The organism is Corallococcus sp. NCSPR001, from assembly GCF_017309135.1.
In the GTDB taxonomy this organism is placed as follows: Bacteria; Myxococcota; Myxococcia; order Myxococcales; family Myxococcaceae; genus Corallococcus.
Window position 1 is genome coordinate 1,279,621 of sequence record NZ_JAFIMS010000002.1, and the last position, 25,197, is coordinate 1,304,817.

Sequence of the window (25,197 nt, forward strand, 5' to 3'; positions counted from 1 at the left end):
CACCTCTCTTCTCCCCGGAGCCTCCCCCATGCAACTGACCGAAGCCGTGATGATCATCATGGTCACCGGCATGACCGTCGGTATTCCCCTGCTCGGCCTCACGCTGCGCTTCGCCCTCAAGCCCGTCATCGAGACCTGGCTGCGCGTGCGCGAGGTCCAGGCCCGGCCCGCCGGAGAGCTGGAAGGGCTGCGCGCGCGCGTGGCGCACCTGGAGCACATGCTGGACCGCCACGGCCTGCTGGAGCACCCGGTGACCCGTGCGTCGGCGGAGCTGCCGGAGCGCCTGTCCACCGTGGCCCGCGTGGAGCGCGAGCGCGTCTGACGTCCCACCCGGTGGGCGCTCCATCCCCGCCGGGTTTTCGGGTATTGATGGACGCGTGGCGTTCCAATCCCCGGAAGAAGAGCTGGCCTTCCTGCGCGGCCTGATGGCCGTGAACCGGATGGCCGACGACATCCTCGAGGACTGCCTGGAGCGGGGGCTGGACCTCGACACCGGCCTGGATGTGTTCCTCACGCAGTGCGCCCGCATGGTGCACGCGAAGGCGGGCTTCGTGTCGCTCCGGGGCACGCGAGGGCCCGTGCTGACGCGCGTGCTGGGCGAGCTGGGCGTGGACGTCTTCCAGGCGGCCCACTGGAGCGGCCCCCGGAAGCTGCGTGAAGGCCGGATGCTCTTCTGCCAGCAGCTCACCCTGGGGAAGCTGAACCTGGGCGGGCTGGGCCTGGTGGTGGACGGGGACTTCGCGGACGGCGGCCAGCGGGTGATGGGGCTGGTGGAGGCGATTGGCGAACAGCTGGACTCCGCGGTGCTGTCCTTCCTGGCGCTGACGGATGGCCGGGGCCCGCTGGAGCGGCTGGACGAACTGGACGTGGAGGGCACGCCCGTCAACCGCGGTCGCATTGGCCGCTATGAGGTCGTGAAGCCCCTGGGCACGGGTGGCATGGCGCAGGTGCTCATCGCGCGCACGCACGGGCCGGAGGGGCTGGGGCGGCTGGTGGCGCTCAAGCGCATCCTCCCCCACCTGACGGCGCAGCCGGAGATGGTGCAGCAGTTCCTGGACGAGGCGCGCATCGGCCTGCGGCTGTCGCACCCCAACCTGGTGCACGTCTACGACTTCGGCGAGGCGCAGGGCGCGTACTACATGGCCATGGAGCTGGTGAACGGCATCGACCTGGACCGGCTCCTGCGCGCCAACAAAGGGCCGCTGGAGCCGCCGGTGGCGTCCGCCATCGTGTCGCAGGCGCTGCTGGGGCTGCACGCCGCGCACTCGCTCAAGGGGGAGGACGGCGCGCCCATGGAGCTGGTGCACCGCGACCTGTCCCCCCACAACGTGATGGTGGGCTTCGACGGCCAGGTGAAGGTGCTGGACTTCGGCGTGGCCAAGGTGCGCGCGCAGCGCACGGTGACGCTGCCGGGCATCGTGAAGGGCAAGCCGCTCTACATGTCCCCGGAGCAGGCGCTGGGCCAGAAGCTGGATGCGCGAAGCGACCTGTTCGCCATGGGGCTCGTCCTCTACCAGGCCCTCACGGGGCGGCGCGCCTTCGAGCGCGAGGACGAGTTGGACACCATGAAGGCCATCTGCCAGGAGAAGCTGACGAAGCCCGCGGAGGTGCCCGCGGTGCTGTGGAACGTGCTGTCGGTGGCGCTGTCCAAGGACCCCTCGGCCCGTTTCCCCACAGCGCACGCCATGGCGGACCGGCTGGTGGCCGCGAGCCCCCCCGCGCGCGATACGGCGCTGGCGGCGCTGGCGGGACGGCTCTTCCCGGAGCGGCTGCGCGACTCGCAGCGGCTGGAGACCGCCGTGAACCACCAGCGGGAGTCCCCCACCCGCGCGACGCCGCCCACCCGCGCTCCGCGCTGACAACGACGAGGTGCCGCCTCCCCCGCACACCGCGCGCGTGAAGGCGCGGCATGCGGGGGCGGAGCACAAGGACTTCGATGGTCTGTCCGGCGGCGCTACGAGCGCTTGAGCGGATCGATGTCCGCGTCCGCGCGGTAGCCGGCGCGGCGCTTCTCCTCGTCCACGGAGGGCTCGGTGCGCACCACCTTCACGTCCTCCAGCTCCTCGTGGCGGACGCGGCCCTCCATGTTGCGGCGCTCCTCGATGGGGCGCTTGTGGATGGTGATCTCCTCGTCCGTGTACGCGCGCTTGGTCAGCTCCGCCTCCTCCGCGCTCAGGGGGATGCGGATGGTCTCCTCCTGGAAGGTCGCCACGTCGCCGGGAATGGTGTCCTTGTCCTTCACCGCGCGGCGCACCACCTCCACCTCCTCGTGGCGCAGGGGCACTTCCACCGTCTTCATCTCCTCGACGACGATCTTCCGAACCTGCGCCTCGCCCGCGGAGCGCTGGTGCTTGGTGACGCCCAGCTCCTCATGGTGCGTGCGCAGCGTGACGTCCTCGTTCGCGATGCGCTCGGCGGCTCGCATGTCCGTACGCAGGTCGCGCTCCCGCAGCTCCCGGTCCTTGAAGCCGACCTTCTCCGCGCCGGTCCGGGGGACCTCCGTCACCTTCGTGGTGCCCGTCTTCAGCCCCGCGCCAATGCCGCCCACGGTGCCGCCGGTGGCCGTCGCCGCCGTCGCGCCCACGGCGCCGGAGTCGGACAGCCCTCGCAGGGCTTCGCGGCCGTGGTTGAGGAAGATCTCCCCGTTGCGGATGTCGCTCACCTCCGCGTAGCGGACCAGGTAGTCCTTCGGGAAGAACATCCCCTTCTCGATGTGGAACTCGCCCTCGCTCACGGCGAACACCTTGCCCAGCTTCTCGCCGTCACTGCTGCGGACGGTCATCCCTTCCTTGATGTCGTTGCGCTTGATCATCATGGACTTGGCTCCTTGTGCCTTCACGTCGGGTCGGGTGTGGCCGCAAGCGGAACTCGGAGACCGTCCAGCGCGCTGGAGTGGGTTTCCTGGGAGGAAGTGGACGCTGAGATGTCCGCCACGGCCATCACCGGAAAAGTGGGTTCAATGACGCCCAAGAAAACCCCTGGTGCTGGATGCTCCAGGGGCTCGGCACGCCGCACGCCGCTTTCAACGCCGCGCCCCACGCCTCCCCGCTCCCTGTCCGGAGGGCAGGCATGCAGGAGCGGCACCCCCGGGCTTCACGCTGGCCGCGCGCGTCCCCACACCTCACTGTGAGGGCGCGTGCCTGGAGGATCCGGCCCGCGCGACAAGGAGTCTTTCGATGCGAGCCACGAGACCTGGCCGGGGACTCGGGTGGATGGCCGGCGCGGTGGGACTGCTGGTGGCGGGGCGGCTCTTGCGACGTCGCGCGGGAGCAGCGCTTCCGGAGCCCGTCTCCTGGCCGGCTGACGCGCTGACGGACGCCGGGGACCCTCCCTCCGCCGGGGGGGCGCTGACGCACGAGGACATGGCTCCCTGGGAGGACGGCGGGACTCAGGAGACCGAGCCCCAGCCCCCGCCGAGGATCCGCCGGGGACCGTCGGGCCGGGAGCACTTCTGGCTGGAGCCCTGAGCGGGCAGGGCGCGCACTCAGGGTCGGGGCGGGGGAGACGCGACAGCGATGTTCCGGGGTGTTGGCGGGACTCCGGAGCCAAGCTGTGCGCTTGACCCATGGGGAGGGCTCCCCTAGAAAACCGGGGCTTTGCCCGTCATCTCCCCCGGAGGAAGCCCCCGCATGCGACGACTTGCCCCGATGCTCCTCGCAGCGCTCGCCGTCCTGGCGGCCGCCTGCGAGAAGAAGACGCAGCCCACGGGAGAGGCGGGAGGCGCCCCCGCGGCGCAGGCCCCGGCCACCGCGCAGGGCGGCGGTGCGCCCCCGGCCGGAGACGACGTCATCGTGCTGGGCGAAGTGGGCGCGCTGACGGGCGGCCAGGCGACGTTCGGCATCTCCACCCGCAACGGCATCGCGCTGGCGGTGAAGGAAGCCAACGCGGCCGGCGGCGTGAAGGGCAAGAAGCTGGTCGTGCGCGTGTACGACGACCAGAGCAAGCCGGAGGAGGCCGCGCAGGCCGTCACCCGCCTCATCACCCAGGACAAGGTGGCGCTCATCCTGGGCGAGGTGGCGTCCTCCAGCTCCCTGGCCATGGCGGAGAAGGCCCAGGCGGCCGGCGTGCCCATGATCACCCCGTCGTCCACCAACCCCTCCGTGACGGAGAAGGGCGACAACATCTTCCGCGTCTGCTTCATCGACCCGTTCCAGGGCTTCGTGATGGCGAAGTTCGCGCGGGAGAACCTCAAGCTCAACAAGGTCGCGGTGCTCCAGGACAACAAGAGCGCCTACTCCATTGGCCTCACGGAGGTGTTCCGCCAGAAGTTCGCGGAGCTGGGCGGCAAGATTACGGCCACGGAGAGCTACAGCCAGGGCGACACGGACTACCGCGCGCAGCTGACCGCCATCAAGAAGACGCAGCCGGAGGGCATCTACGTGCCGGGCTACTACAGCGAGGTGGGCATCATCGCCCGCCAGGCGCGCGAGCTGGGCCTGAAGGTGCCGCTGATGGGCGGCGACGGCTGGGACTCCGAGAAGCTCTTCGAGCTGGGCGGCAGCGCCATTGAAGGCAGCTACTTCTCCAACCACTACTCGCCGGACAACCCGGACGAGCGCGTGAAGAAGTTCATCGCGGACTACAAGGCGGACAACAACGGCGCGGTGCCGGACGCGCTCGCGGCGCTGGGCTACGACGCCGCGCGCGTCGCCATTGAAGCGCTCAAGAAGGCCCCGGACACCAGCGGCCCGGCGCTGCGCGCGGCCATCGCGCAGACGAAGGACTTCCCCGGCGTGGCGGGCAACATCACGCTGGACGCCAAGCGCAACGCGGTGAAGTCCGCCGTGGTGCTGAAGGTCCAGGACGGCAAGTCCACCTACGTCACCACCATCTCGCCTTAACCCCAGGGCCCACCCCGGCACATGTCGCAGCTCATCCAGCACCTCATCAACGGTCTGGCCGCCGGCACCATCTACGCCCTGGTCGCGCTGGGCTACACGATGGTGTACGGCGTCCTCAAGCTCATCAACTTCGCCCACGGCGACGTGATGATGGTCGGCGTCTACATGGGCTATGCGACCGCCTTCGCCCTCGGGCGTCAGGCGCAGCGGTCCATGTGGGGCGTGATCGTCATCTTCGCGGTGGCCATGGTGGGGTGCGCGCTGCTCGGCTTCCTCATCGAGCGCTTCGCCTACCGCCCGCTGCGGGAGAAGCCGCGCCTCACCGCGCTCATCACCGCCATCGGCATCTCGTTCGCGCTGTCGTACGGCTTCCAGTTGGACATCGGCTTCCTGCCGGGCGCGTCCCCCCGGGCCTTCCCGGAGGTCATCACCCCCAGCGAGTGGTTCATCATTGGCGACCGGGACGTGGTCATCTGGAACTGGCAGGTCATCAGCTTCCTCATCGCCGTGGGGCTGATGGCCGCGCTCCAGTTCCTCGTGTACCTGACGCGCTTCGGTAAGGCGATGCGCGCGGTGTCCTACGACCACCGCACCGCGGCGCTGATGGGCATCCCCACCGACCGCATCATCGCGCTGACGTTCATGCTCTCCAGCGCGCTGGCGGCGGGCGCGGGCCTGCTCTACGCCATCAAGGACACGTCCGTGAGCCCGCTCATGGGCCTGTACGTGGGCCTCAAGGCCTTCGTGGCGGCGGTCATCGGCGGCATCGGCAACGTGCCGGGCGCCGTCGTGGGCGCGCTGCTCCTGGGCCTGGTGGAGGAGTTCGTCGTGGGCTACGCGGCCAGCACCTGGCGTGACGCGGTGGCCTTCGCCTTCCTCATCCTGGTGCTGCTGGTGAAGCCGGGCGGTCTGTTCGGCCGCGTCGCGGCGGAGAAGGTCTGATGGCGGCCCCTGGCGTAACGACGCTGACCGACGTGGACGTGGGCCGCGTGCCCCCGGCGCTGCGCGGCATCCTGCCCGTGCTCATCGCGGTGCCGGTGCTGGCGCTGGCGGAGGTGCTGCTGGGCACCTCGCCCTTCGCCACGTACCTCTTGTCCGTGGTGGGGGTGAACATCATCCTCGCGGTGAGCCTCAACATCGTGAACGGCATGACCGGCCAGTTCTCCATTGGCCACGCGGGCTTCATGGCGGTGGGCGCGTACATCGCGGGCGTCACGTCGCTGGAACTCAAGGAGGTGGCGCTGTCCTTCCTGCCCGTGGCCGCCAGCGACCAGGTGCTCTTCACCGTGGCGCTGCTCGCGGGCGGCACCTGCGCGGCGCTGTGCGGCTTCCTGGTGGGCCTGCCGTCCCTGCGGCTGCGCGGGGACTACCTGGCCATCGTGACGCTGGGCTTCGGTGAAATCATCCGCGTGGTGGTGCAGAACACGGAGGCCTTCGGCCGCGCGCTGGGCCTGTCCGGCATCCCGCAGTACTCCAGCGTGGCCATGGTGTACTTCTGGGTCTTCCTGGTGGTGCTGGTGGCCCGGAGAATCGCGGGCTCCAGCCACGGCCGCAGCCTGTGGGCCATCCGCGAGGACGAGGTCGCCGCCGAGGCCATGGGCGTGGACACCACCGGCTACAAGGTCCGCGCGTTCGTCATCTCGTCGTTCTTCGCGGGCATCGCGGGCGGCCTGTTCGCGCACTTCGTGCCCATCATCAACCCGGGCTCGTTCACCTTCGTGAAGTCCATGGAGATCGTCGTCATGGTGGTGCTGGGCGGCCTGGGCTCCACCACGGGCGCCATCGTCGCGGCCATCTTCCTCACGCTGCTGCCCGAAGGCCTGCGCTCGCTGTTCGGCGCGCTGGGCGCGGAGGGCAGCCTGGCGCAGAAGGTGGATCAGATCCGCATGCCCGTGTACGGCATCCTTCTGGTGGTGCTGATGCTCTCTCGGCCGCAGGGCCTGTTCGGCACGAAGGAGCTCTGGGACGTGCTGCCCCGGTGGCTTCCCCGGAAGAAGAAGGGGCTGACATGAGCACCGTTGCCGCCGCTCCTCCTCCTGGCGACGCGCTGCTGCAGGCGTCCGGCGTGAGCATCCGCTTCGGGGGCCTCAAGGCCCTCACGGACTTCAACCTCACCGTGCGCCAGGGCGACCTGTTGGGCCTCATTGGCCCCAACGGCGCGGGCAAGTCCACCGCGTTCAACGTGCTCACCGGCGTGTACCAGCCCACCGAGGGCGAGGTGCGCGTGGCCGGGCAGCGGGTGAACGGCTGGGTGCCGCATCAAATCAACCACCTGGGCCTGGCGCGCACGTTCCAGAACATCCGCCTGTTCCGCGCCCTGACCGCGCTGGACAACGTGAAGGTGGCCTGCCGCGCTCAAGGCGGGCTGCACCCGGTGCGCCTGGGCCCCATGGCCAAGGCGGCCACGGCGATGCGCAACTACCGCGACTGGTGGCGCGCGCTCCTGCTCACCCCCGGCTTCCAGGCCGAGGAGCGCGAGCTGACGCGCCAGGCGGAGCACCTGCTGGAGGTCATGGGCCTGTCGCACCGCCGCGACGAAGAGGCGAGGAACCTGCCCTACGGCGAGCAGCGCCGGCTGGAGATCGCCCGCGCGCTGGGCACGCGCCCCAGGGTGCTGCTGTTGGACGAGCCCGCGGCGGGCATGAACACGCGGGAGAAGGCGGACCTGATGGTGCTCATCCGCCGGCTGCGCGACGAGTTCTCGCTGGGGGTGCTGGTCATCGAGCACGACATGAAGCTGGTGATGGGCATCTGCGAGCGCATCACCGTGCTGGACCACGGCGAGACCATCGCCCGCGGCGCCCCGGCGGAGGTGCGCAGCGACCGCAAGGTCATCGAGGCGTACCTGGGCGACAGCTACCTGGAGTCCCACGGAGGCGCGGCGTGAGCGAGCCGGTGAAGGTGCTGGGCGAGCGGCGCGCGTTCGAGCCGCTCCTGTCGGTGGAGGGCATCCAGGTCCGCTACGGCGCCATCCAGGCGCTGCGGGGCGTGTCCCTGACGGTGGGCAAGGGCGAGATGGTGGCCCTCATCGGCGCCAACGGCGCGGGCAAGACGAGCACCCTGCGCGCGGTGAGCGGCATGCTCAAGCCGTCCGCGGGCCGCATCACGCTGGCGGGGCAGGACACCACCGGCCTGAAGGCGCACCAGCTGGTGCCGCGCGGCATGGCGCACGCGCCGGAAGGGCGGGGCATCTTCCCCAACCTCACCGTGACGGAGAACCTGGAGCTGGGCGCGTACCTGCGCAAGGACACCGCCCAGGTGCGCCTGGACATGGACAAGGGCTTCAGCCTGTTCCCGGTGCTGCGCGAGCGTCAGAAGCAGTTGGCGGGCACGCTGTCCGGCGGTGAGCAGCAGATGCTGGCCATCGCCCGGGCGCTGCTCAGCAAGCCGCGGCTGCTGCTCTTGGACGAGCCGTCCCTGGGCCTGGCGCCGCAGGTGACGGAGACCATCTTCCGCACGCTGCGCGAGGTGAACGCCACCGGCGTCAGCGTGCTCCTGGTGGAGCAGAACGCGCACCTGGCCCTCAACGCCGCCCACTACGGCTACGTGCTGGAGACGGGCGAGGTGGTGATGGCCGGCCCCGGCAAGGCGCTGCTGGACAGCGCCGAGGTGCGGCGCGCGTACCTGGGCGAATAGCCCTCCCGCGCCGAGTTTCCGGCCCCGGTGCCGTTGTCCGCCCCCGGACGCTTTCGGGGGCGGGGCGCGGGCAGTTGCTCGCGTCGCGTCGAAACTCGGGTAGTCAGCGGCGGAGGACTTCGTCTAGCGTCCGACAAGACCGTTTGTTTTCTTCCACTTCCCTCTCAGGAAGCGTGCCCATGCGCCCGTTGTCCCGCCTCCTCCTCGCGTCGCTCACCACCCTCGCGCTCATCGCCGGCGCGTGCGCCAACCAGCAGAAGACCGACGGCTCCTCGTCGGGTGGCTCCCAGGCGACCTCCACCATCGAGGACGTGCCCAACGAGCCCACCCCGGGCGCGGCGGGCGGCCCCGAGACCGCCGCGGCCCCGGCCTTCAAGCCCTACGAGGCCGCAGAAGGCTTCACCATCGACATGCCGATGGAGCCCCAGGTGTCGCGCCGGCAGGTGCCGCTGGGCTCCAGCACGGTGAACACCGCGGCCTTCTCCGTGCGCACCGAGGACGGCACCATCTACTCGGTCAGCACCGCGGACTACCCGGAGCGGCTGGTGGCGAGCCGTCCCCCGGAGGCCCTGCTGAACGAGGGCCGGGACGGCATCGTGAAGGAGGTCCAGGGCACCCTCAAGGAAGAGGAGGAGATCACCCTGGATGGCTACCCCGGCAAGGCCTACACGGTCAGCTCGCCGGTCCACGGCGCGGTGAAGGCGCGCAACTTCCTGGTGGGCCCGCGCCTGTACACGCTGCTGGTCATCTACAACCCCAACCACCCCAACACCACGGCGGACGCGTTCCTCACCTCGCTGAAGCTGGTGAACCCGCCCCCGGCCATCACCACCATGACGCCGGACGCTGGCGCGGCCATGGACGCGGGCACGCTCGAGGGCGCGGACGCGGGCACGACGACGACCGACGCGGGCACCGCCGCCCCGCGCCGCCGCAAGGCGAAGTAGTCGCAAGGCGCCGCCGCGACGCTCCCAACACTCTCGGGGGCGTCGCGCGGTGGGTGTGTTCACCTGTCCGCGTGGAGATTGCCGGGCCCTCCGGGTCCTCCTCCGCCGGATTGCTCCCAGGTCGGCCGTCCCTACCTTTCGGGCGGGGATACGACAGGGGGCGCACAATCACATGATGTCCTGGGTGGGGGCCCTGCTGACCACGGTGGTGGCGGCGGGAGGAGTGCCCATGGTGCCGGCCGGCGGGGGCAATGCCCTGACGCTGCCAGCGCATCGGCACGCGGTGCGAATCGAGACAGGCAACGGGCATGTGCCCACGTGGCTCCTGGCCATCCAGCAGCAGGGGGCGGAGGGCGAGGGGCTGAACCTGTTCCGTTCCGAGGACGGGTTCCAGGGCTTCTCCAAGCTGGCGGAAATCCAGCCGGATGCGTCGCACCACGACCGGGCGGAGCTGGTCGCGGTGGGGCGCGACGTGGCGATGGTCTACGCGTACGAAGGCCCCTCGCTGGCGGCGTCGTCGCGGCACGACGTGTACTTCCAGTGGTGGCGCTACGACGCGGCGGCGGACACCTGGACGCCGGAGCCGGCGGTGCGGGTGTTCAACGCGGACAGTTCGACGGCGTACTCGCGGGCGCTGCTGGCGCGGGACTCGAAGGGACGGCTGTGGGTGCAGGCGTTCCGGCTGGAGCCGGACGGCGGCGCCACGGCGGTGGTGGCGGTGTCCACCGACGGCGGCGCGAGCTTCCAGAAGCAGCCGGACCTGGGGCGCACGCGGAAGCGGGGCGGGGGACGGCTCTTGAGCGTGGGCTCCAAGCTCGTCTTCTTCTGGGCCATGCACGACGGCTTCGAGCCCACGCGGATGCGGGTGCGTGACGCGGCGGATCCGCTGGACACGTGGGGGCCGCAGCGGGACGCGTTTTCCGACGGCATCTACCATGGCGCGGCGCTGAGCGCGGTGGAGGACGGCGAGGGCGGCATCCACCTGGTCTACAAGGACGAGACGGAGCGGCTGTACTACCGGCGCTTCGACGGGACGTCGTTCGGCTCGCGCATCCTGGTGGAGGGGACGCCGGACTGGGCGTTGCAGCCCGCGGTGACGCGCATCGGGGACGCGCTGTATGTCTTCTACAATCACTTCCAGACGGCGACGGATTACGAAATCCGGGTGCGGGTGCTGCGCGACGGCGTGTTCAGCGACCCGGTGACGCTGGACTCGCGCACGAGCTTCAAGGGCTACCTGAGCACCCTGGACGTGTTGCCGGACAGCGTCACGGAGGTGCCGTGCTTCTACGGCGACGCGGTGGACGCGAACTCCAGCGGCCGGGTGATGCGCGTGGCGCTGGCACGCCAGCCGGAAGGCGGCGGCTCCGGGCAGGACGGCGGCACTCCGGATGGCGGCGGTGGCGGCTCGGATGGCGGCGTGGACGCGGGGACGCCGGACGCGGGGTCGGGCACGGACGCGGGTTCGGGCACCTCGGACGGCGGCGTGGACGCGGGGACGCCGGATGGCGGCTCGGGCTCGGACGGCGGCGTCGACGCGGGGACTCCGCCGGTGGATGGCGGGACGCAGGGGCCGGTGACGCTGGAGCCGGTGTTCACGAACACCACGCACGAGGTGCTGGCCGTGGACGGCGCGGGCACGGTGTACGCGCTGGCGCTGGACGGGAGCCGCTCGAAGCTGCTGGCGAGCACGGACGGCGGGCGCACCTTCAGCGCGCGAGGGCAGGGCGTGGGCGGCGCGTCGTTCTGGGTGATGGCGGTGCTCAAGGACGGGACGCTGCTGGCGCAGATGAGCCGCAGCGGCAGCTACCACCTGGAGCGCTCCACGGACGGCGGGCGCACGTGGGCGGACGTGGCCTCGTTGGGGAGCTACCGCGCGATGTCGCCCGCGAGCTTCGCGGAGCTGGGCGGCACGGTGTTCTTCCTGGAGTACCAGACGTTCACCTCCGCGAACACGCCGCTGCGGCTGTGGGCGAGCACGGACGGCGGAGCGACATGGGCCCCGCGCGCGACGTTCCAGGACCACCGGCACGGCACGGCGCTGCACGCGGACGCGACGCGCAGCGTGCTGTGGGCCACGTTCGGCAGCAGCAGCGCGCAGGCGGCGGTGGTGCGCTCGACGGACGGGGGCCGCACCTGGACGAAGGTGATGGGCGGCTACGCGGCCAACGCGGTGACGGGGACGGTGCTGCCGGGGGGCGAGCTGCTCCTGGGGCAGTCCACGCTCTATGAGCCCGAGCACCCGAAGCTCCTGCGCGTGTATGCGAGCGGACGGGTGGACGCGCTGATGACATTGCCAGGGCCGGCGTACTCGTTGGAGGCGCTGACGGCGGGCGGCTTCGTGCTGGGGACGGCGAGGGCGGACGTGGGCGACGTGCAGCCCGCGTCGGACCTCTATGCGCGGCTCTTCACCAGCACGGACGGCGTGACGTGGACGGAGGCCCGGAAATACGAGCGGACCACCAGCGGCGTCCTGGCCCGCGCGGAGGTCTGGGGCGTGCTGTCCAATGGAGACCTGGTGGTGCGGGCGGAGAACCTGAAGGGCTTCGGGACCGGAGGGAAGGGGTTCCAGGTCCTGCGCGTGAAGCGCTAGGGCGCCCGCGGGAAATCCGAATACACGACCGCGAGCCTGGCATCCGCCGCCAGGCTCGCGGGCGTCACCAGCTCCAGGTCCACCGGCACCGGACCCCGGTAGCGCTCCGCGATTTCACGCCGCAGCCCCGCGACGTCCAGGTCGCCCAGCCGCTCCATCTTCCCGTACTCCACGCCCGCGCCCATCGCGTACGCCTTGCGCACCAGCTCCGAGCAGTACATCGCCTCGTCCCCCCACCCGAAGAGCGCGTCGTACGGCTTGCCCAGGTGCCGCTTCGCCTCCTCCACCGCCCGCGCCTTCGCCGCGTCATCCACGCCCTGCGGCCGCATCACCAGCAGCCGCCCGTTCACCCCGCGCGCCTTCCATTGCGCGAACGGCGTGCGCTTCACCGGCTGCACCGCCTCCACCACGAACGTCCCCTCCGGCGTCACCTCCACCAGCCCCACGTGTGACAGCGGGCTGTGCGTGGCGACCTGGATGGCCTTCGACTGGCGTGATCCCGACGTCTGGAACACCACGTCCCCGGTCCGCACCTTCGCCGCCACGCCCTCCGCCTGCCGCGGCGCCGCCTGCGTCCCGCGGCCCACCAGCCACGCCGCCCCCACCAACACGAGGGCCAGCAGCCACAAACCCCTCACCATCCAGCGCATCCGTCCGTCCCTTCCATGGGTTGCATCCGTCCACCCACCCCCAGTGCAGCGCGGGTGCCAGTCAGCTCGGAGTGAAGTTCACCCGTGGTGTGTGGATGTCGCTTCCGACCCTGGGTCAGGACGTGGTAAACCTGGGGAATCTACTTATTACAGCGAATCAAGAATAGTGTGGCATCGCCGGAAATTTTCAGGTAGTTACGGGGCACTCGCGCGCAGGCGATCCATGCGTGCAGGAGAGGGGGCTCATCGGAGGAATTCGTCGTGACCGCATCGAACGCGCCCATCCGTTGCCTGCTCTATCCGTCCCTCGGCGAGGTACGGGAGCACGTGCGCGTGGAGCTGTTCGCGCGGGCGCTGTCGGAGCGGATGGGCCGCCCGGTGGTGATGTCCATGGCGCCCACCTACGAGTACCTGGAGGCGGAGCTCGCGGCGGGCCGGGTGGAGATGGCCTGGGGCACGGCCGAGCAGTGCAACGCCTTCGAGCCGCAGGCCCGCGCGGTGCTGCGCGCGGTGCGCTCCGGCAGTTGCTACTACCACGCGGCCCTCATCTGTCGCGCGGACGAGCCGCTGACGCTGGAGACGCTGGCGGGCAAGCGCGTGGCGTGGGTGGCGCCGCGCTCCACCGGCGGGCACCTGCTGCCGGTGCGCCACCTGGAGTCGCTGGGCCTGCGCCCGGACGCGCTCTTCTCCGAGCAGCGCTTCCTGGGCACCTACCGCAAGGCGCTGGACGCGGTGATGCGCGGCGAGTCCGACCTGTGCGCGCTCTTCTGCAACCACAAGGACGCGCACGCGATGCGCGCCACGCTGACGACGTACCTGGGCGCGGACGCCCCCCGGCTCACGCCGTTCCTCTTCACCATCCCCACGCTCGCCGACGGCCTCATCCTCACGAAGCGGATGCCGGAGGCGGACGCGCAGGCGCTCATCTCCGTCCTCACCCGGATGAACACCGACGGCGCGGGCCTGGAGATGCTCATGGGCCCCTTCCGGGTGGAGACCTTCGTAAGGTCTCCCGGCCTGGACGCGCCCGCGTCCGGTCCGCGCCCCTCGGGGGCCGCGGAGTACGTGGCCGGAGAGCTGGACGCGGAGGGCCGCTGCCTGCGGCTGTGGTCCCCGTCCGGCCGCGCCTTCGGCCTGAGCATGCGCGGCGCGGAGGGGCGCAAGCTGGAGGAGGTCCTGGGCTCCGCCGCGAGCAAGCCCCTCATGTCCCTGCTCGACGCCGTCCTCCGGGGAGGCTCCGACGGGCGGCTGGAGTACCGGCTCACCGTGAACGGCGACGAGCGCGTCTACGCGGCGGAGATCACGCCCTGCGAGCCCTCGCCCGGGGACACGGGCGTGCGGCTGGGCCTGCTGGTGCGCGACGTCAGCGGCCTGCGCGCGCTGGAGGATCCGCTGTACCGGCTGGCGTCGTTCCCGCTCTTGCACCCGGAGCCGCTCCTGGAGCTGGGCATGGACGGGGAGCTGCGGTACGCGAACCCCGCCACCCACGCGGCCTTCCAGGACCTGGTGGAGAAGGGCGCCGAGCACCCGCTGGTGAAGGCGGCCATCGTCTGGGCGTGGCGCGGCGCGCCCCCCGGAGAGCCGCCGCCCACGGTGCACCTGGACGGGCGCTACTGGGAGCTCACCATCGCGCAGCTGTGGGATCCGCCGGGCCTGCGCGTGTTCGCGCGCGACGTGACGCTGCGCAAGCAGCTGGAGGCGCGGCTGTTCCAGGCGGACCGGCTGTCCGCGCTCGGCTCGCTCGCGGCGGCGGTGGGTCATGAGATGAACAACCCGCTGGCCTTCGTGCTGGCGAACCTCTCGTACATCCGCGAGGAGATGGACCGCCTGAAGCAGCCGCTGCTGGACGGCAGGCCCGTACCGCGCGCGGACCTGGACGACATGCTGGAGGCGCTGGGCGAAACGGTGGAGGGCGCCACCCGGCTCAAGCACATCGTGCAGGACCTGCGCACGCTGTCGCGCAAGCCGCCGGAGCACCGCGCCCGCGTGGCCGTGCAGCCGGTGCTGGAGAACGCGCTCAAGCTCCTACGCGGTGAGCTGCAGCACCGCGCGCGGCTGGAGCGGGACTTCCACGACATGCCCACGGTGGACGCGGACGAGGCGCGCCTCACCCAGCTCTTCCTCAACCTGCTGCTCAACGGCCTGCAGCAGATGGACACCCAGGACGCCGCGCACAACGTGCTGCGCGTGGCGGCCTACACCAGCGAGGACGGCGAGGTGGTGGTGGAGGTGCAGGACTCCGGCAAGGGCCTGTCCCCGGACGCGCTCGCGCACATCTTCGAGCCCTTCGCCACCTCGCGCCCCAACAGCACCGGCCTGGGCCTGTCCGTGAGCCACACCATCGTCACCGGCCTGGGCGGCACGCTGCGCGCGGAGAGCCGCGAGGGCCGCGGCACGCTGCTCACCGTCACCCTGCCGGCGGCCGTGCCCGTGGCGGAAGGCCTGCGCGCCTGCTAGCCGCGCTCCAGCATCACCTCCAGCCGGGGCACGTAGTGGCCGCGCGTGCTCTCGAACAGGACCAGCCGGTCCACGCGCCCCTCGCCCCAGGACGCGTCCTGCAACTCCCGCGCGCACGCCGCCAGCGCCGGGTCTCCGCGCGGCGGCCGGGCCCGGGCCAGCGTCAGGTGCGCGATGTACTCGCCGTGCTCGGACGTGAAGCCCAGGGGCTCCAGCGCGCGCGCCACGTCCGCCTGGAGCGCCTTCAGCGCGGCGGTGTCTCCGCGCACGTCCGCCCAGAGCACGCGCGGGTGGGACGGCGGACCGAACGTCCCGCCACCCGCCACGGATAGGACGAACGGCGCGTGGTACAGCCCCACCGGCTCCAGCGCGTCGCGCAGCTCCGGCAGGCGGCTGTCGTCCACGTCGCCCAGGAAGAGCAGCGTCAGGTGCACGCCCTCCGGCCGCACCCATTTCGCGTCCGGGGCCAGGGCGCGCAGGCGCTCGATGCCCCGCCCGGTCTCGGCGGTGAGGACCTCTCCCAGCGTCACGGCGGTGAACAGGCGCATCGCGAAAGCTCTCCTTCAGGAAACCTGCGCGCTCCCCGCCGCGCGCGCCCTCTTCCGGGGCCACAGCGCGTAGACCCAGGCGGGCAGGAACACGAGGAACTCCACGCCGCTCACGTACAGGCCCCGCGCGGACAGCATGCCCGCGCCAATGGGCGCCACCGGCAGCGGCCGGACCGGCGCGAAGACGCGCGCATTGGAGAAGGGCCAGAAGAGGGCCGCGCCCAGCCCGCCGTCCGTGAGCGTGTCCAGGATGCCGTGGCTGGCCACCGCCGCGAGCGTCAGGAGCCCCCAGCGCGTGGCGGACTCGCCCTTCCACCGGGCCAGCGCCGCCACCGCCAGCGCCACCGCCGCCGCGAACACGAACGAGTGCGACGCACCGCGGTGTCCCCACGTCGCCGCGTAGGGGATGCGCAGCGCGAACGCCACCACGTCCGCGTCCGGCAGCAGGGCGAGCAGGGACAGGAACGCCATCACCGCCACCCGCCGCCGCCAGGGCGCGCCCGCGCCCGTCTCATGACGCCCCAGCGCCATGCCCACCGCTACGTGCCCGATGCTCGCCATGGGCCCGGACCCTAACGCAGGGGCCCCCCACCTGGAGAGCGCCCCATGCGTGGGGTAGCGTCCGTTGATACATGCGGTTCCTGTTTTCACGCGCCCGAGTCGAAGCCACCCTGCAACGCCGTCTGGAGGAGTGGCGGGCCGATGTCGGCTCGTGGCTCAACATGACGCGTGTCGGGGCCACCACCGCGTGGCTCCTGCTGGCCATGGCGGACGACTGGAGCGTGTCGCGCGGCGTGCTGGGGGCCTATATCGCGCTCGCGGTGGTGTCGTGGGCGGCGGCGCGCCGGGTGCCGGACCTGCTGCGGCGGCCCGCGCTGGGCGTGGCGCTGCTGGACATGCCGCTCATCTACTTCCTCCAGGCGCAGGCCATCCCGGCCACCGACAACGGCGTGCCCACCGCGCTGCTCACCATGGGCGTGTACATGGTGCTGGTGGTCATCGTGTCCATGGTGACGCTGTCGCGGCTCATCGTCGCGGGGGCCACGGCGCTGGGCATCGTCGCGGTGGCCCTGCTCACCTTGAGCGCGGGCCTGGCGCCGTCCCAGTTCCTGCCCGGCATGGTGCTGGTGATGGTGCTCGCGTCGTCCGTGGCCTTCTTCATCAGCCGCACGGTGATGGGGCTGGTGACGGACGTGGTGCGTGAGGAGATGCAGCGCGAACGGCTGGGCCGCTTCTTCTCCCCGGAGGTCGCCCGGCGCATCTCCGAGCGCGGCACCGACGGCGAGGCCGGCGAGCACCGCGAGGTGACGCTGCTCTTCTCCGACATCCGCGGCTTCACCACGCTGTCGGACCGGATGGACAGCCCCCAGGTGGTGGCGCTGCTCAACGAGTACCTGTCGCGCATGGTGGAGGTGGTGTTCCGCCACGGCGGCACCCTGGACAAGTTCATCGGCGACGGCATCCTCGCGTACTTCGGCGCGCCCCTGGAGCAGCCCGACCACCCGGAGGCCGCCGTGGCCTGCGGGCTGGCCATGCTGGAGGCGCTGGAGGCCCTCAACCGGGAGCGCACCGCGCGGGGGGAGTTCACGCTCGACATCGGCGTGGGCATCCACACCGGCCGCGTGGTGGTGGGCGCCGTCGGCAGCGAGCAGCGCCGCGAGTACACCGTCATCGGCGACGCGGTGAACCTGGCCAGCCGCATCGAGGGCCTGACGAAGAAGGTCGGCGCCCCGGTGCTCGTCTCCCACGCCACGCGCGAGCGCTGCGGGGACACCTTCGACTTCGAGGCCGCCGCCCCGCTGCCCGTCGCGGGCAAGCCGGAGCCGGTGGCCACCTTCCTGCCCCGAAAGCGCGCCCTGCTCGCCGCGAGCTGAAAAGACAACGGGGCCGGGAGTCGCCTCCCAGCCCCGCGGTGCGGCACACGTCGCCGCGTGCTCAGTACGCCTTGGAGAACACGATGCGGCCCGGCGACGGGTTGCCCGTCATCACGCACTTGCCCGGCTCCTGCTTGACGCTGAACGGGCGGCAGCGGGTCGTGAGGCCCGTCTCCTCCTTGATGCGCGCCTCCGTCTTCGGGTCCAGGTCCCAGTGCGCCAGGAGGAAGCCGTCCTCCGCGCGCGCCTTCAGCTCCTCGTAGGAGTTGACCTCGAAGGTGTGCGAGTCGCGGAAGTCCTTCGCCTTCTGGAACAGGTCCTTCTGCATCTGGTCCAGCATGGCCTGGGCCTTGGCGGCGGCCTCGTCCAGCGACACGAACTCCTTCTGGCGCAGGTCGCGGCGCACCATCACGCACGAGCCCTTGGCCAGGTCCTTGGGCCCCAGCTCGATGCGCAGACACGTGCCGATGAGCTCGTGCTCGTTGTACTTGAAGCCCGGGCCCTTCGTTTCGTCGTCGTCCACCACCACGCCCAGGCCCGCCTTGCGCAGGTCCGCGGCGAGCGCGTGCGACTTCTCCATCACCTGCGTCTTCTCCGCCTCCGTCGCCTTGCCGGCGATGGGGATGATGACCACGTGCGTGGCGGCGATCTTCGGCGGCACCACGAGGCCCGCGTCATCCGAGTGCGTGAGGATGAGGCCACCGATGAGGCGCGTGGAGGAACCCCACGACGTCTGCCACACGTGGTGCACCTTGCCGTCGCGGCCCTGGAACGTGGTGTCGAAGGCCTTGGCGAAGTTCTGGCCCAGGTTGTGGCTGGTGCCCGCCTGGAGCGCCTTCTTGTCCTGCATCATCGCTTCGATGCTGTACGTGCGCAGCGCGCCGGCGAACTTCTCCGACTCCGACTTGCGCCCCGGCAGCACCGGCATGGCCATGTAGTCCTCCGCGAACGTGCGGTAGACCTCCAGCATCTGCAGCGTGCGCTCCTCCGCGTCGGCCTCCGTCTCATGGCAGGTGTGGCCCTCCTGCCAGAGGAACTCCGTGGTGCGCAGGAACAGGCGCGTGCGCATCTCCCAGCGCATCACGTTGGCCCACTGGTTCACCAGCAGCGGCAGGTCCCGGTAGCTCTGGATCCACTTGGAGAAGCTGCGGTTGATGATGGTCTCGGACGTGGGCCGGATGACGTACGGCTCCTCCAGCTTCGCGCCGCCCGCGTGCGTGACGACGGCCAGCTGCGGGTTGAAGCCCTCCACGTGCTCGGCTTCCTTCTTGAGGAAGGACTCCGGGATGAGCAGCGGGAAGTAGGCGTTCTTCACGCCCGTGTCCTTGAACATCTTGTCCATCGTCCGCTGGATGTTCTCCCACAGCGCGTAGCCGTTGGGGCGGATGACCATGCAGCCCTTCACGTCCGAGTAGTCGGCGAGCTTCGCCTTCTGGACCAGGTCGACGTACCACTCGGAAAAGCCCTTCTCGCGGGGCGTGAGCTTCTCGGCCATGTGCTTGGGAACCTTGCTAGGGGATGGAAAGTGGGGGTTGCCTACGCCGGGATGTTCCGGAAATCAACGCCGGACACAGGCCGGACTCGTCCCCTGAACGCCGTCCGTGCTTGGAAAACGACCCGCCATGCCCACGCCCCCTGACACCGCGCCCCGCCAGCTCGCCGACGACGTCCACGTGTTCGACGCCCCCTTCTCCCTCTTCGGCGTCCCCGTGGGCGGGCGCATGACGGTCCTCCGCCTGCCGGACGGCGGGCTGTGGGTGCACTCGCCCGTCGCCTTCACGCCGGAGCGGAGGGCCGCCGTGCAGGCCCTGGGCCCCGTGCGCTTCCTCGTCGCCCCCAACCTCTTCCACCACCTGCACCTGCCGGACTGGGCCGCGGCCTTCCCCGACGCGCGCGTGGTGGCGCCCGCGGGGCTGCGCGCGAAGCAGCCGGCGCTGCGAATCGACCTGGAGCTGGAGGACACCCCCGACCCCGCCTGGGCCCCGGTGGTGGACCAGATGCACGTGCGCGGCATGCCCCAGCTCAACGAGTTCCTCTTCTTCCACCGCCCGTCCCGCACCGCCATCGTCACCGACCTGGCCTTCCACTACGCGCACGCGGAAGGCCTGAAGCTGCGCGCGTACCTGTGGCTGGACGGCGTCCTGGGGAAGTTCGCCGCCCCGCGCTTCCTGCGCCTGTTCACCCGGGACCCGGAGGCCGTGCGCGCTTCACTCCGGCGTGCGCTGAAGTGGGACGTGGAGCGCGTCGTCGTCTGCCATGGCCAGGTGCTGGAGCACGGCGGCCAGAAGGCCCTCCACGACGCCTTCTCCCGGCTGTAGGCCGCGGTACGCCCTGCCTCCGCGTCGCGGGGGAGTGTCGCCTGCTGCACTCCACGCCGCGCTGCGCTACAAGGGAACCTCCTCTTTTTCCTGAGTTCCCCCCAGGAGGTTCATTCCATGCGGTCCATTCTTCCGTCCGTGGGCGCGGTCGCGGTGTGCCTTGTCGCGGGCTCCGCGTTCGCCAACTCCACCGGCATCAACGGGCGCAGCGGCAAGCAGGGCGTGTCCTGCACCGCGTCCGGCTGCCACGGCGGCGGTTCGAGCACCCCCACGGTGACGCTGGAGGGGCCCACGGCGCTGACGGCGGGCCAGACGGGGCAGTACTCGCTGGTCATCACCGGCGGCCCTGGCGCGAAGGCCGGCATGAACGTGGCCGTGGACGGCGCGACGCTGACCGCGGGCTCGGGCACGAAGGTGATGAGCGGCGAGCTCACGCACTCGCTGCCCAAGACCTTCACCAACGGCTCGGCGCGCTTCGACTTCTCGCTGGTGGCCCCGGCCACCAACGGCACCTACAAGGTGTACGCCGCCGGCAACTCCGTGAACGGCGACACCGCCGCCACGGGTGACGCGCACGCCAACGCCACGCTGGACGTCGTCGTCACCGGCGGCAGCGACCCGAAGCCCGTCGAGGAGGACGAGGGCGGCTGCTCCGCGGCCACCAGCGGCGCTCCGGCGGTGCTCATCGCGGTGTTCGCGGCGCTGGCCGCGCGCCGCCGCCGCAAGGCCTGAGCCCGCCTGCCCTCCGGCCGGGCCCCGGGGGCGGGACGACAGCGCGAGGGCGGGCGGCCTACCATCGCCCCCCTTGATGCGAATGACGCGAACGAGCCCCCTCCTCACCGTCCTGTTCGTCGCGGGAACCCTGGCCTGTGCCTCCGGTCCCGTGCGTCCCACCCTCTCCTCGGGCACCACCCCCGTGGCCGCCGCCCCCGCGCGCGACCCGGGCGCCCTGCGGGTGATGACCTTCAACATCCAGTCCGGCCTCAAGGGGCTGGAGCAGGTGGCGGAGGTCATCCGCCAGGAGGGCCCGGACGTCGTCGCGCTGCAGGAGGTGGACGTGGGCTCCACGCGCGCGCACGGCGAGGACCAGGTGGAGCGGCTGTCCGCGCTCACCGGCCTGAAGTACCGCGCGCACTTCGGCACCACGCGGCTGTACGGCGGCGCGTACGGCATCGCGCTCCTGTCGCGCCACCCGTTCCAGTCCCTGGCGCAGTACCCGCTGCCCACGCCGAAGGGCGCGGAGCCGCGCACGCTGGCGCACGCCGTGCTGGACGTGGACGGGCGCGAGGTGAGCGTCTACGCCACGCACCTCATCCGCCGGCCCTTCAACGGCGCGGCGCGCGTGCGCCAGAGCGTCTTCATCTCGCGGCTCCTGGCGAAGGACCCCCGGCCCCGGCTCCTGATGGGGGACCTGAACGACGACCCGGACTCGCGCCCGGTGCGCCTGTTGCGCCGCCAGCTCCAGGACGTGGCGCGCGTCACGCGCTCCGACGGGACGGGCACCTACCCGATGCCGCTGTTCCTGAAGTCCCTGCGCATCGACTACGTGATGGCGTGCGGCGCGTTCACGCCGGTGTCCACGCGCGTGCTGCGCGTGGGCGTGTCCGACCACTACCCGGTGGTGGCGGACCTGAAGCTTCAGCCCGCCGAAGCTCCGGTCGTCGTGGCTCCGGCTGGGGCCGCGCCCGCGGGCACGGCCACGGCCGCCTCGGCGCCCTGAAGGCTCACGCGGGGGTGGGCAGGGTGAAGCGGTAGAGGACCTCCATGTCCCCCCTGCTGAAGCCCTTCACCACCTCGTGGTGGATCTCCTTGCGGCCGCTCAGGTACGCGAGGCCTCCGGCGGCGAAGCCCATCACCGCGAGCTCGAAGTAGATGTGCGGCCGGGGCACGCCGGTGATGCGCAGCTCCACGGTGTCGCCTTGCAGCTGCGCGGTCAGCTCGCCCTCGGTGAAGTAGCCCTTCCAGATGCCGGGGGTGAACAGGGCGAAGCGGCGGAAGTCGTCCTTGCCGAACATCGTCTTGAGCTGGCCCTGGCTCAGCGCGTACTCGGCGGATTTGACGCCGTATTGCCAGTAGGCCTTGGTGTCGCCGCCGTAGAAGCGCTGGGTCATGGCTTCGTTGAAGCGCAGGAAGGCGTCCGCCGGGATGCGTGAGACGGGCATGATCAGCTGCCCGAAGATGGGGTCCCGCTTCGCCTGCTCCGCGAGGAAGGCCTTCCATGCCGGTTCGCCGAAGGCCTGCACCGCCATGGTCTGCCGTGCCAGGAATGCGACGCCTTTGACATCCATCCGTATGCCTCCCACCGGCCGCCCCGGGTTCGCCTCGGACCCCGGCCGGGTCATTTGCGCATTGTGTCTTGAGACCCACTCCGGGGCGATACGCATCGCGACAATTCACCGGGTTGTCCGTCCGCCGGACTGAGTGAAACCTGTTATCGCGGACACAATGCCTTGCTGAAGGTGTTTGCAGGGCCACGGGATGTCCGGTGCAGGACTAGGTTCCCGGCGGTGCGGCCCCTTGCCCTTCTTCCCAGACCCGGACGTGCGCGCCGGGCGATGCTTTTGTGCGCGGGCGTGCTCACGGGCGGCGTGTTCGGGCTGGCCTGGTGGGTGGACCGCTTTGGCCGGCACGAGCGCGTGACGGACGCGGATGCGCTGGTGGTGCTGGGCGCGCGGGTGCTGCCGGGCGGTGTGCCGTCCGGCGCGCTGGTGGCGCGCATGGAGCAGGCGGTGGCGCTGTACCGCCGGGGCGTGGCGCCGTGGCTGCTGTTGTCCGGAGGCGTGGGCGCCCATTCGCCGTCCGAGGCGCGGGTGATGCGCGAGCTGGCGGTGGCGGCGGGCGTGCCCGCGTCCGCGTGCGTGCTGGAGGAGGACAGCCACTCCACCGAAGCCAACGCGCGGTTCAGCGCGCGCGTGCTGCGCGAGCGGGGAGCGCGCCGGGTCGTGGTGGTCTCCGACCCGTACCACCTGCTGCGCGCCAGGCAGTGCTTCCGGCGCGAGGGGCTGGAGGTGGCCACGAGCCCCGCCCCCATCGACGGGCGGATGCGCGCGAGGGACCGCGCGTACTGGACGGTGCGGGAGGCGTTCGCGCTGCTGCTGCACCCGCGCCTCTTGTGGGCGCGGGCGCCGGACGGGCGCTGAAGGTGCCTCAGGTTCCGGGCGCGGTGTCCGGAGCGGGCGCGTCCAGCTTGCTGAGCACCTTCTCCAGGACGCGGAAGAGGGCCTGGCGGTCTTCGGGGTCGAGCATGCCCATCACCACGCCCATCGCGCGGTGCATGGAGCGGTCGAGCTTGGCGAAGGTCTGCTTGCCCTTGTCGGTGAGCCGGCAGCGCACGACGCGACGGTCGGTCTCTCCGCGTTCGCGGACGATGTGGCCTTCGCGCTCCAGGCGGTCCACGACGCCCGTGACGGTCTTTTCGGTGACGCCCAGTCGCCGGGCCAGCTCGCCCATGGTGAGCGAGCCGTCCAGGCCCAGCCACAGCAGGGCATGCACCTGGGGCGGCGTGAACTGGAGCTGCTCGCAGGTGCTGGCGATGGGGTCACGGAGTGAACGGCGACGACCCAGCGAGAACATCAACTCCTGCATCCGGTCGATGTCCTTCGAGAGCGCTTCATCCTCTTTATGGATATTCCGTGACACAGAATATTCATTAGCGGCGGGGTGCGGGCAGGTCAACTTGTAGGCTCGAAGACGGCTTCCGGAGGGTTGGGGGCGGGAGGAGCGGACGATGCGGTGTGCGTGGTGGGGATTGCTGCTGGTGTGGGTGACGGTGTCGTCGGCGCGGGCGGAGGAGGTGCTGGTGTTCGCGGCGGCGAGCACGACGGACGCGCTCGAGGCGTTGGCGCCCGCGTTCCAGCAGGCGTCGGGGCACCGGGTGCGGTTCGCCTTCGGGGCGTCCAGCGACCTGGCACGTCAGGTGGTGGCGGGGGCGCCCGCGGATGCGTTCCTCTCCGCGGACGAGGCGAAGCTGGACGCGGTCGACCGGGCAGGGCTCGTGCAGGCGGGCTCGCGGGTGGACCTGCTGTCCAACCGGCTGGTGGTGGTGGTGCCGGTGAAGTCGGCGGTGAAGGTCGCCGGGCCGGCGGACCTGAAGGGGCTCAAGCGGGTGGTGCTGGCGGAGCCGGCGGCGGTGCCGGCGGGCGTGTACGCGAAGGCGTGGCTGACGAAGGCGGGCGTATGGGCGGACGTGGCGTCGCGCGTGGTGCCGGCGGTGGATGTGCGGGCCGCGCTGGCGGCGGTGGAGGCGGGGAGGGCGGACGCGGGCGTGGTGTACGCGACGGACGCGGCGCAATCGAAGAAGGTCCGGGTGGTGTTCACGGTGCCGGAAGGGGACGCGCCGCGCATCGTGTATCCGGCGGCGGCGTTGACGCAGGGCAAGGCGCCGGAAGGTGGGCTCGCGTTCGTGCGCTTCCTCCAGACGGAAGACGCGCGGAAGGAGTTCCGCCGGCTGGGCTTCCTGGACGCGAGCACGGCGAAGGCCGCGCCGGACGCGGGAGCGACAGGCACCGCGCTGGATGCAGGGAAGGGGACGCCCGCGCCGTGATGGACGAAGGGCTGACAGGATTGGTGCTGTTCACGGTGGCGGTGGCGGCATTGTCCACGGCGCTCATCCTGGTGCCGGGCGTGGCGGCGGCGTATGCGCTCGCGCGCTGGAAGGGCCCGGGGCGCGGCGTGGTGGAGACGCTGCTGGCGCTGCCGCTGGTGCTGCCTCCGACGGCGGTGGGCCTGGTGCTCTTGGAGTTGCTTGCGCGGGACTCGGTGTTGGGGCGGATGCTGGATGCGCTGGGCGTGGAGGTGGTGTTCACGCCGAAGGCGGTGGTGCTGGCCAGCGCGGTGATGGCGTTCCCGCTGCTGGTGCGCTCCGCGCGCGCGGGTTTCGAGGAGGTGGATCCACGATTGGTGGCAGTGGCTCGAACGCTGGGGGACACGCGCACGCGCGCCTTCTTCCGGGTGACGCTGCCGCTGGCGTGGCGCGGGGTGCTCACGGGAGCGCTGCTCGCGTTCTCAAGGGCGCTGGGTGAGTTCGGCGCGACGGTGTTGGTGGCGGGCAACATCCCGGGCAGCACTCAGACGCTGTCGCTGGCCATCTTCCAGCGCACGCAGGTGGGACAGGACGCGGAGGCGCTGAAGCTCGCGGGCGTCTCGGTGGTGCTCGCGTTCGGGGCCATGTACGTGACCGAAGTGGTGACGCGGCGGCGCGGAGCCCGGGGGCTCGCGTGAGCCACGGACTGACACCGTCCCGTGTGCCCGGCAGGGCAGGGCCTGCTTCGACGAGGCCTACGCGGAGCCCCGCGCGAGTAATCCACGGGCCGGCATCGCGAGCGCCCGGGAGG

At 71.2% G+C, this 25,197-nt stretch carries 25 protein-coding genes; 18 read left to right on the top strand and 7 right to left on the bottom strand.

What is annotated here, in order from left to right; all coding sequences use genetic code 11:
* The first annotated feature begins 28 nt into the window (after positions 1 to 28).
* Both JYJ93_RS07365 and JYJ93_RS07370 read left to right on the top strand, forming a co-directional pair.
* Positions 29 to 322: a hypothetical protein gene (locus tag JYJ93_RS07365; RefSeq protein WP_242543706.1), complete on the top strand. Its 294-nt coding sequence runs from the start codon at positions 29 to 31 to the stop codon at positions 320 to 322.
* Between the two features lie 103 nt (positions 323 to 425).
* Positions 426 to 1,859, top strand: a complete 1,434-nt coding sequence (locus JYJ93_RS07370) for a serine/threonine-protein kinase (protein ID WP_242544239.1) — start codon at positions 426 to 428, stop codon at positions 1,857 to 1,859.
* Positions 1,860 to 1,954: 95 nt separating this feature from the next.
* Here the strand turns inward: JYJ93_RS07370 and JYJ93_RS07375 are convergent, their stop codons facing one another.
* The gene (locus JYJ93_RS07375) at positions 1,955 to 2,815 is read right to left on the bottom strand and encodes a YsnF/AvaK domain-containing protein (protein WP_242543707.1); all 861 of its coding nucleotides are present in this window, start codon (positions 2,813 to 2,815) and stop codon (positions 1,955 to 1,957) included.
* A 361-nt stretch (positions 2,816 to 3,176) separates the two neighbouring features.
* Here JYJ93_RS07375 and JYJ93_RS07380 point away from each other — a divergent pair, with 361 nt between their 5' ends.
* From JYJ93_RS07380 to JYJ93_RS07415, 8 genes are all read left to right on the top strand, one after another.
* On the top strand, positions 3,177 to 3,467 hold the full coding sequence (locus JYJ93_RS07380) for a hypothetical protein (protein WP_206787541.1): 291 nt from the start codon (positions 3,177 to 3,179) through the stop codon (positions 3,465 to 3,467).
* 162 nt (positions 3,468 to 3,629) lie between these two features.
* Positions 3,630 to 4,841 (top strand): ABC transporter substrate-binding protein, encoded by a 1,212-nt coding sequence (locus JYJ93_RS07385; protein ID WP_206787543.1) that lies wholly within the window; start codon positions 3,630 to 3,632, stop codon positions 4,839 to 4,841.
* 21 nt (positions 4,842 to 4,862) lie between these two features.
* Positions 4,863 to 5,783, top strand: coding sequence for a branched-chain amino acid ABC transporter permease (locus JYJ93_RS07390; protein ID WP_206787544.1), 921 nt, complete (start codon positions 4,863 to 4,865; stop codon positions 5,781 to 5,783).
* Positions 5,783 to 6,853, top strand: a complete 1,071-nt coding sequence (locus tag JYJ93_RS07395) for a branched-chain amino acid ABC transporter permease (protein ID WP_206787545.1) — start codon at positions 5,783 to 5,785, stop codon at positions 6,851 to 6,853. Before JYJ93_RS07390 ends, JYJ93_RS07395 begins: the two co-directional genes overlap by 1 nt.
* Complete coding sequence (locus JYJ93_RS07400; RefSeq protein ID WP_206787546.1) at positions 6,850 to 7,728, top strand: ABC transporter ATP-binding protein; 879 nt, start codon at positions 6,850 to 6,852, stop codon at positions 7,726 to 7,728. The genes JYJ93_RS07395 and JYJ93_RS07400 overlap by 4 nt, the downstream gene beginning before the upstream one ends.
* Positions 7,725 to 8,477, top strand: a complete 753-nt coding sequence (locus JYJ93_RS07405; protein WP_206787547.1) for an ABC transporter ATP-binding protein — start codon at positions 7,725 to 7,727, stop codon at positions 8,475 to 8,477. Before JYJ93_RS07400 ends, JYJ93_RS07405 begins: the two co-directional genes overlap by 4 nt.
* A gap of 179 nt (positions 8,478 to 8,656) precedes the next feature.
* Entirely contained in the window at positions 8,657 to 9,424 is a 768-nt protein-coding gene (locus JYJ93_RS07410; protein WP_242543708.1) for a hypothetical protein, read from the top strand.
* A gap of 172 nt (positions 9,425 to 9,596) precedes the next feature.
* Entirely contained in the window at positions 9,597 to 12,017 is a 2,421-nt protein-coding gene (locus tag JYJ93_RS07415) for a sialidase family protein (protein WP_242543709.1), read from the top strand.
* Here JYJ93_RS07415 and JYJ93_RS07420 read toward each other — a convergent pair.
* Complete coding sequence (locus JYJ93_RS07420) at positions 12,014 to 12,658, bottom strand: YiiX/YebB-like N1pC/P60 family cysteine hydrolase (RefSeq protein WP_242543710.1); 645 nt, start codon at positions 12,656 to 12,658, stop codon at positions 12,014 to 12,016. The genes JYJ93_RS07415 and JYJ93_RS07420 overlap by 4 nt on opposite strands.
* Positions 12,659 to 12,928: 270 nt before the next feature.
* On the opposite strand from JYJ93_RS07420, the gene JYJ93_RS07425 reads away from it, so the two are divergent.
* Positions 12,929 to 15,124, top strand: a complete 2,196-nt coding sequence (locus JYJ93_RS07425) for a PhnD/SsuA/transferrin family substrate-binding protein (protein ID WP_206787550.1) — start codon at positions 12,929 to 12,931, stop codon at positions 15,122 to 15,124.
* Here JYJ93_RS07425 and thpR read toward each other — a convergent pair.
* Together thpR and JYJ93_RS07435 are read right to left on the bottom strand one after the other, a co-directional pair.
* A complete protein-coding gene (gene thpR, locus JYJ93_RS07430; protein ID WP_206787552.1) occupies positions 15,121 to 15,672 on the bottom strand; it encodes an RNA 2',3'-cyclic phosphodiesterase in 552 nt (183 codons plus the stop codon). The two genes, JYJ93_RS07425 and thpR, sit on opposite strands and share 4 nt — an antisense overlap.
* Positions 15,673 to 15,687: 15 nt before the next feature.
* Positions 15,688 to 16,233: a metal-dependent hydrolase gene (locus tag JYJ93_RS07435; protein WP_206787554.1), complete on the bottom strand. Its 546-nt coding sequence runs from the start codon at positions 16,231 to 16,233 to the stop codon at positions 15,688 to 15,690.
* Between the two features lie 161 nt (positions 16,234 to 16,394).
* Between JYJ93_RS07435 and JYJ93_RS07440 the strand changes: the two genes are divergently transcribed.
* Positions 16,395 to 17,546, top strand: a complete 1,152-nt coding sequence (locus tag JYJ93_RS07440; protein ID WP_242543711.1) for an adenylate/guanylate cyclase domain-containing protein — start codon at positions 16,395 to 16,397, stop codon at positions 17,544 to 17,546.
* Positions 17,547 to 17,607: 61 nt separating this feature from the next.
* Here the strand turns inward: JYJ93_RS07440 and proS are convergent, their stop codons facing one another.
* Positions 17,608 to 19,041 (bottom strand): proline--tRNA ligase, encoded by a 1,434-nt coding sequence (proS, locus tag JYJ93_RS07445; protein WP_206787558.1) that lies wholly within the window; start codon positions 19,039 to 19,041, stop codon positions 17,608 to 17,610.
* A gap of 127 nt (positions 19,042 to 19,168) precedes the next feature.
* Here proS and JYJ93_RS07450 point away from each other — a divergent pair, with 127 nt between their 5' ends.
* The 3 genes from JYJ93_RS07450 (at position 19,169) to JYJ93_RS07460 (ending at position 21,584) form a co-directional block, all read left to right on the top strand.
* On the top strand, positions 19,169 to 19,864 hold the full coding sequence (locus tag JYJ93_RS07450) for a DUF4336 domain-containing protein (RefSeq protein WP_206787559.1): 696 nt from the start codon (positions 19,169 to 19,171) through the stop codon (positions 19,862 to 19,864).
* Between the two features lie 117 nt (positions 19,865 to 19,981).
* Entirely contained in the window at positions 19,982 to 20,596 is a 615-nt protein-coding gene (locus JYJ93_RS07455) for an MXAN_6652 family MXYO-CTERM-anchored protein (protein WP_206787560.1), read from the top strand.
* 82 nt (positions 20,597 to 20,678) lie between these two features.
* On the top strand, positions 20,679 to 21,584 hold the full coding sequence (locus tag JYJ93_RS07460) for an endonuclease/exonuclease/phosphatase family protein (RefSeq protein WP_242543712.1): 906 nt from the start codon (positions 20,679 to 20,681) through the stop codon (positions 21,582 to 21,584).
* Between the two features lie 4 nt (positions 21,585 to 21,588).
* Here the strand turns inward: JYJ93_RS07460 and JYJ93_RS07465 are convergent, their stop codons facing one another.
* Entirely contained in the window at positions 21,589 to 22,152 is a 564-nt protein-coding gene (locus tag JYJ93_RS07465; protein ID WP_206787562.1) for a hypothetical protein, read from the bottom strand.
* A 267-nt stretch (positions 22,153 to 22,419) separates the two neighbouring features.
* Between JYJ93_RS07465 and JYJ93_RS07470 the strand changes: the two genes are divergently transcribed.
* Positions 22,420 to 23,004 (top strand): YdcF family protein, encoded by a 585-nt coding sequence (locus JYJ93_RS07470; protein WP_206787563.1) that lies wholly within the window; start codon positions 22,420 to 22,422, stop codon positions 23,002 to 23,004.
* A gap of 7 nt (positions 23,005 to 23,011) precedes the next feature.
* On the opposite strand, the gene JYJ93_RS07475 is transcribed toward JYJ93_RS07470, so the two are convergent.
* On the bottom strand, positions 23,012 to 23,449 hold the full coding sequence (locus JYJ93_RS07475; RefSeq protein WP_242544242.1) for a MarR family transcriptional regulator: 438 nt from the start codon (positions 23,447 to 23,449) through the stop codon (positions 23,012 to 23,014).
* A 142-nt stretch (positions 23,450 to 23,591) separates the two neighbouring features.
* Here JYJ93_RS07475 and modA point away from each other — a divergent pair, with 142 nt between their 5' ends.
* Positions 23,592 to 24,407 carry a molybdate ABC transporter substrate-binding protein gene (gene modA, locus JYJ93_RS07480; RefSeq protein ID WP_206787565.1) on the top strand — a complete coding sequence of 272 codons (816 nt, stop codon included), beginning with the start codon at positions 23,592 to 23,594 and terminating at the stop codon, positions 24,405 to 24,407.
* Positions 24,407 to 25,084 carry a molybdate ABC transporter permease subunit gene (modB, locus tag JYJ93_RS07485; RefSeq protein WP_121715184.1) on the top strand — a complete coding sequence of 226 codons (678 nt, stop codon included), beginning with the start codon at positions 24,407 to 24,409 and terminating at the stop codon, positions 25,082 to 25,084. Before modA ends, modB begins: the two co-directional genes overlap by 1 nt.
* The last annotated feature ends 113 nt before the right edge of the window (positions 25,085 to 25,197 follow it).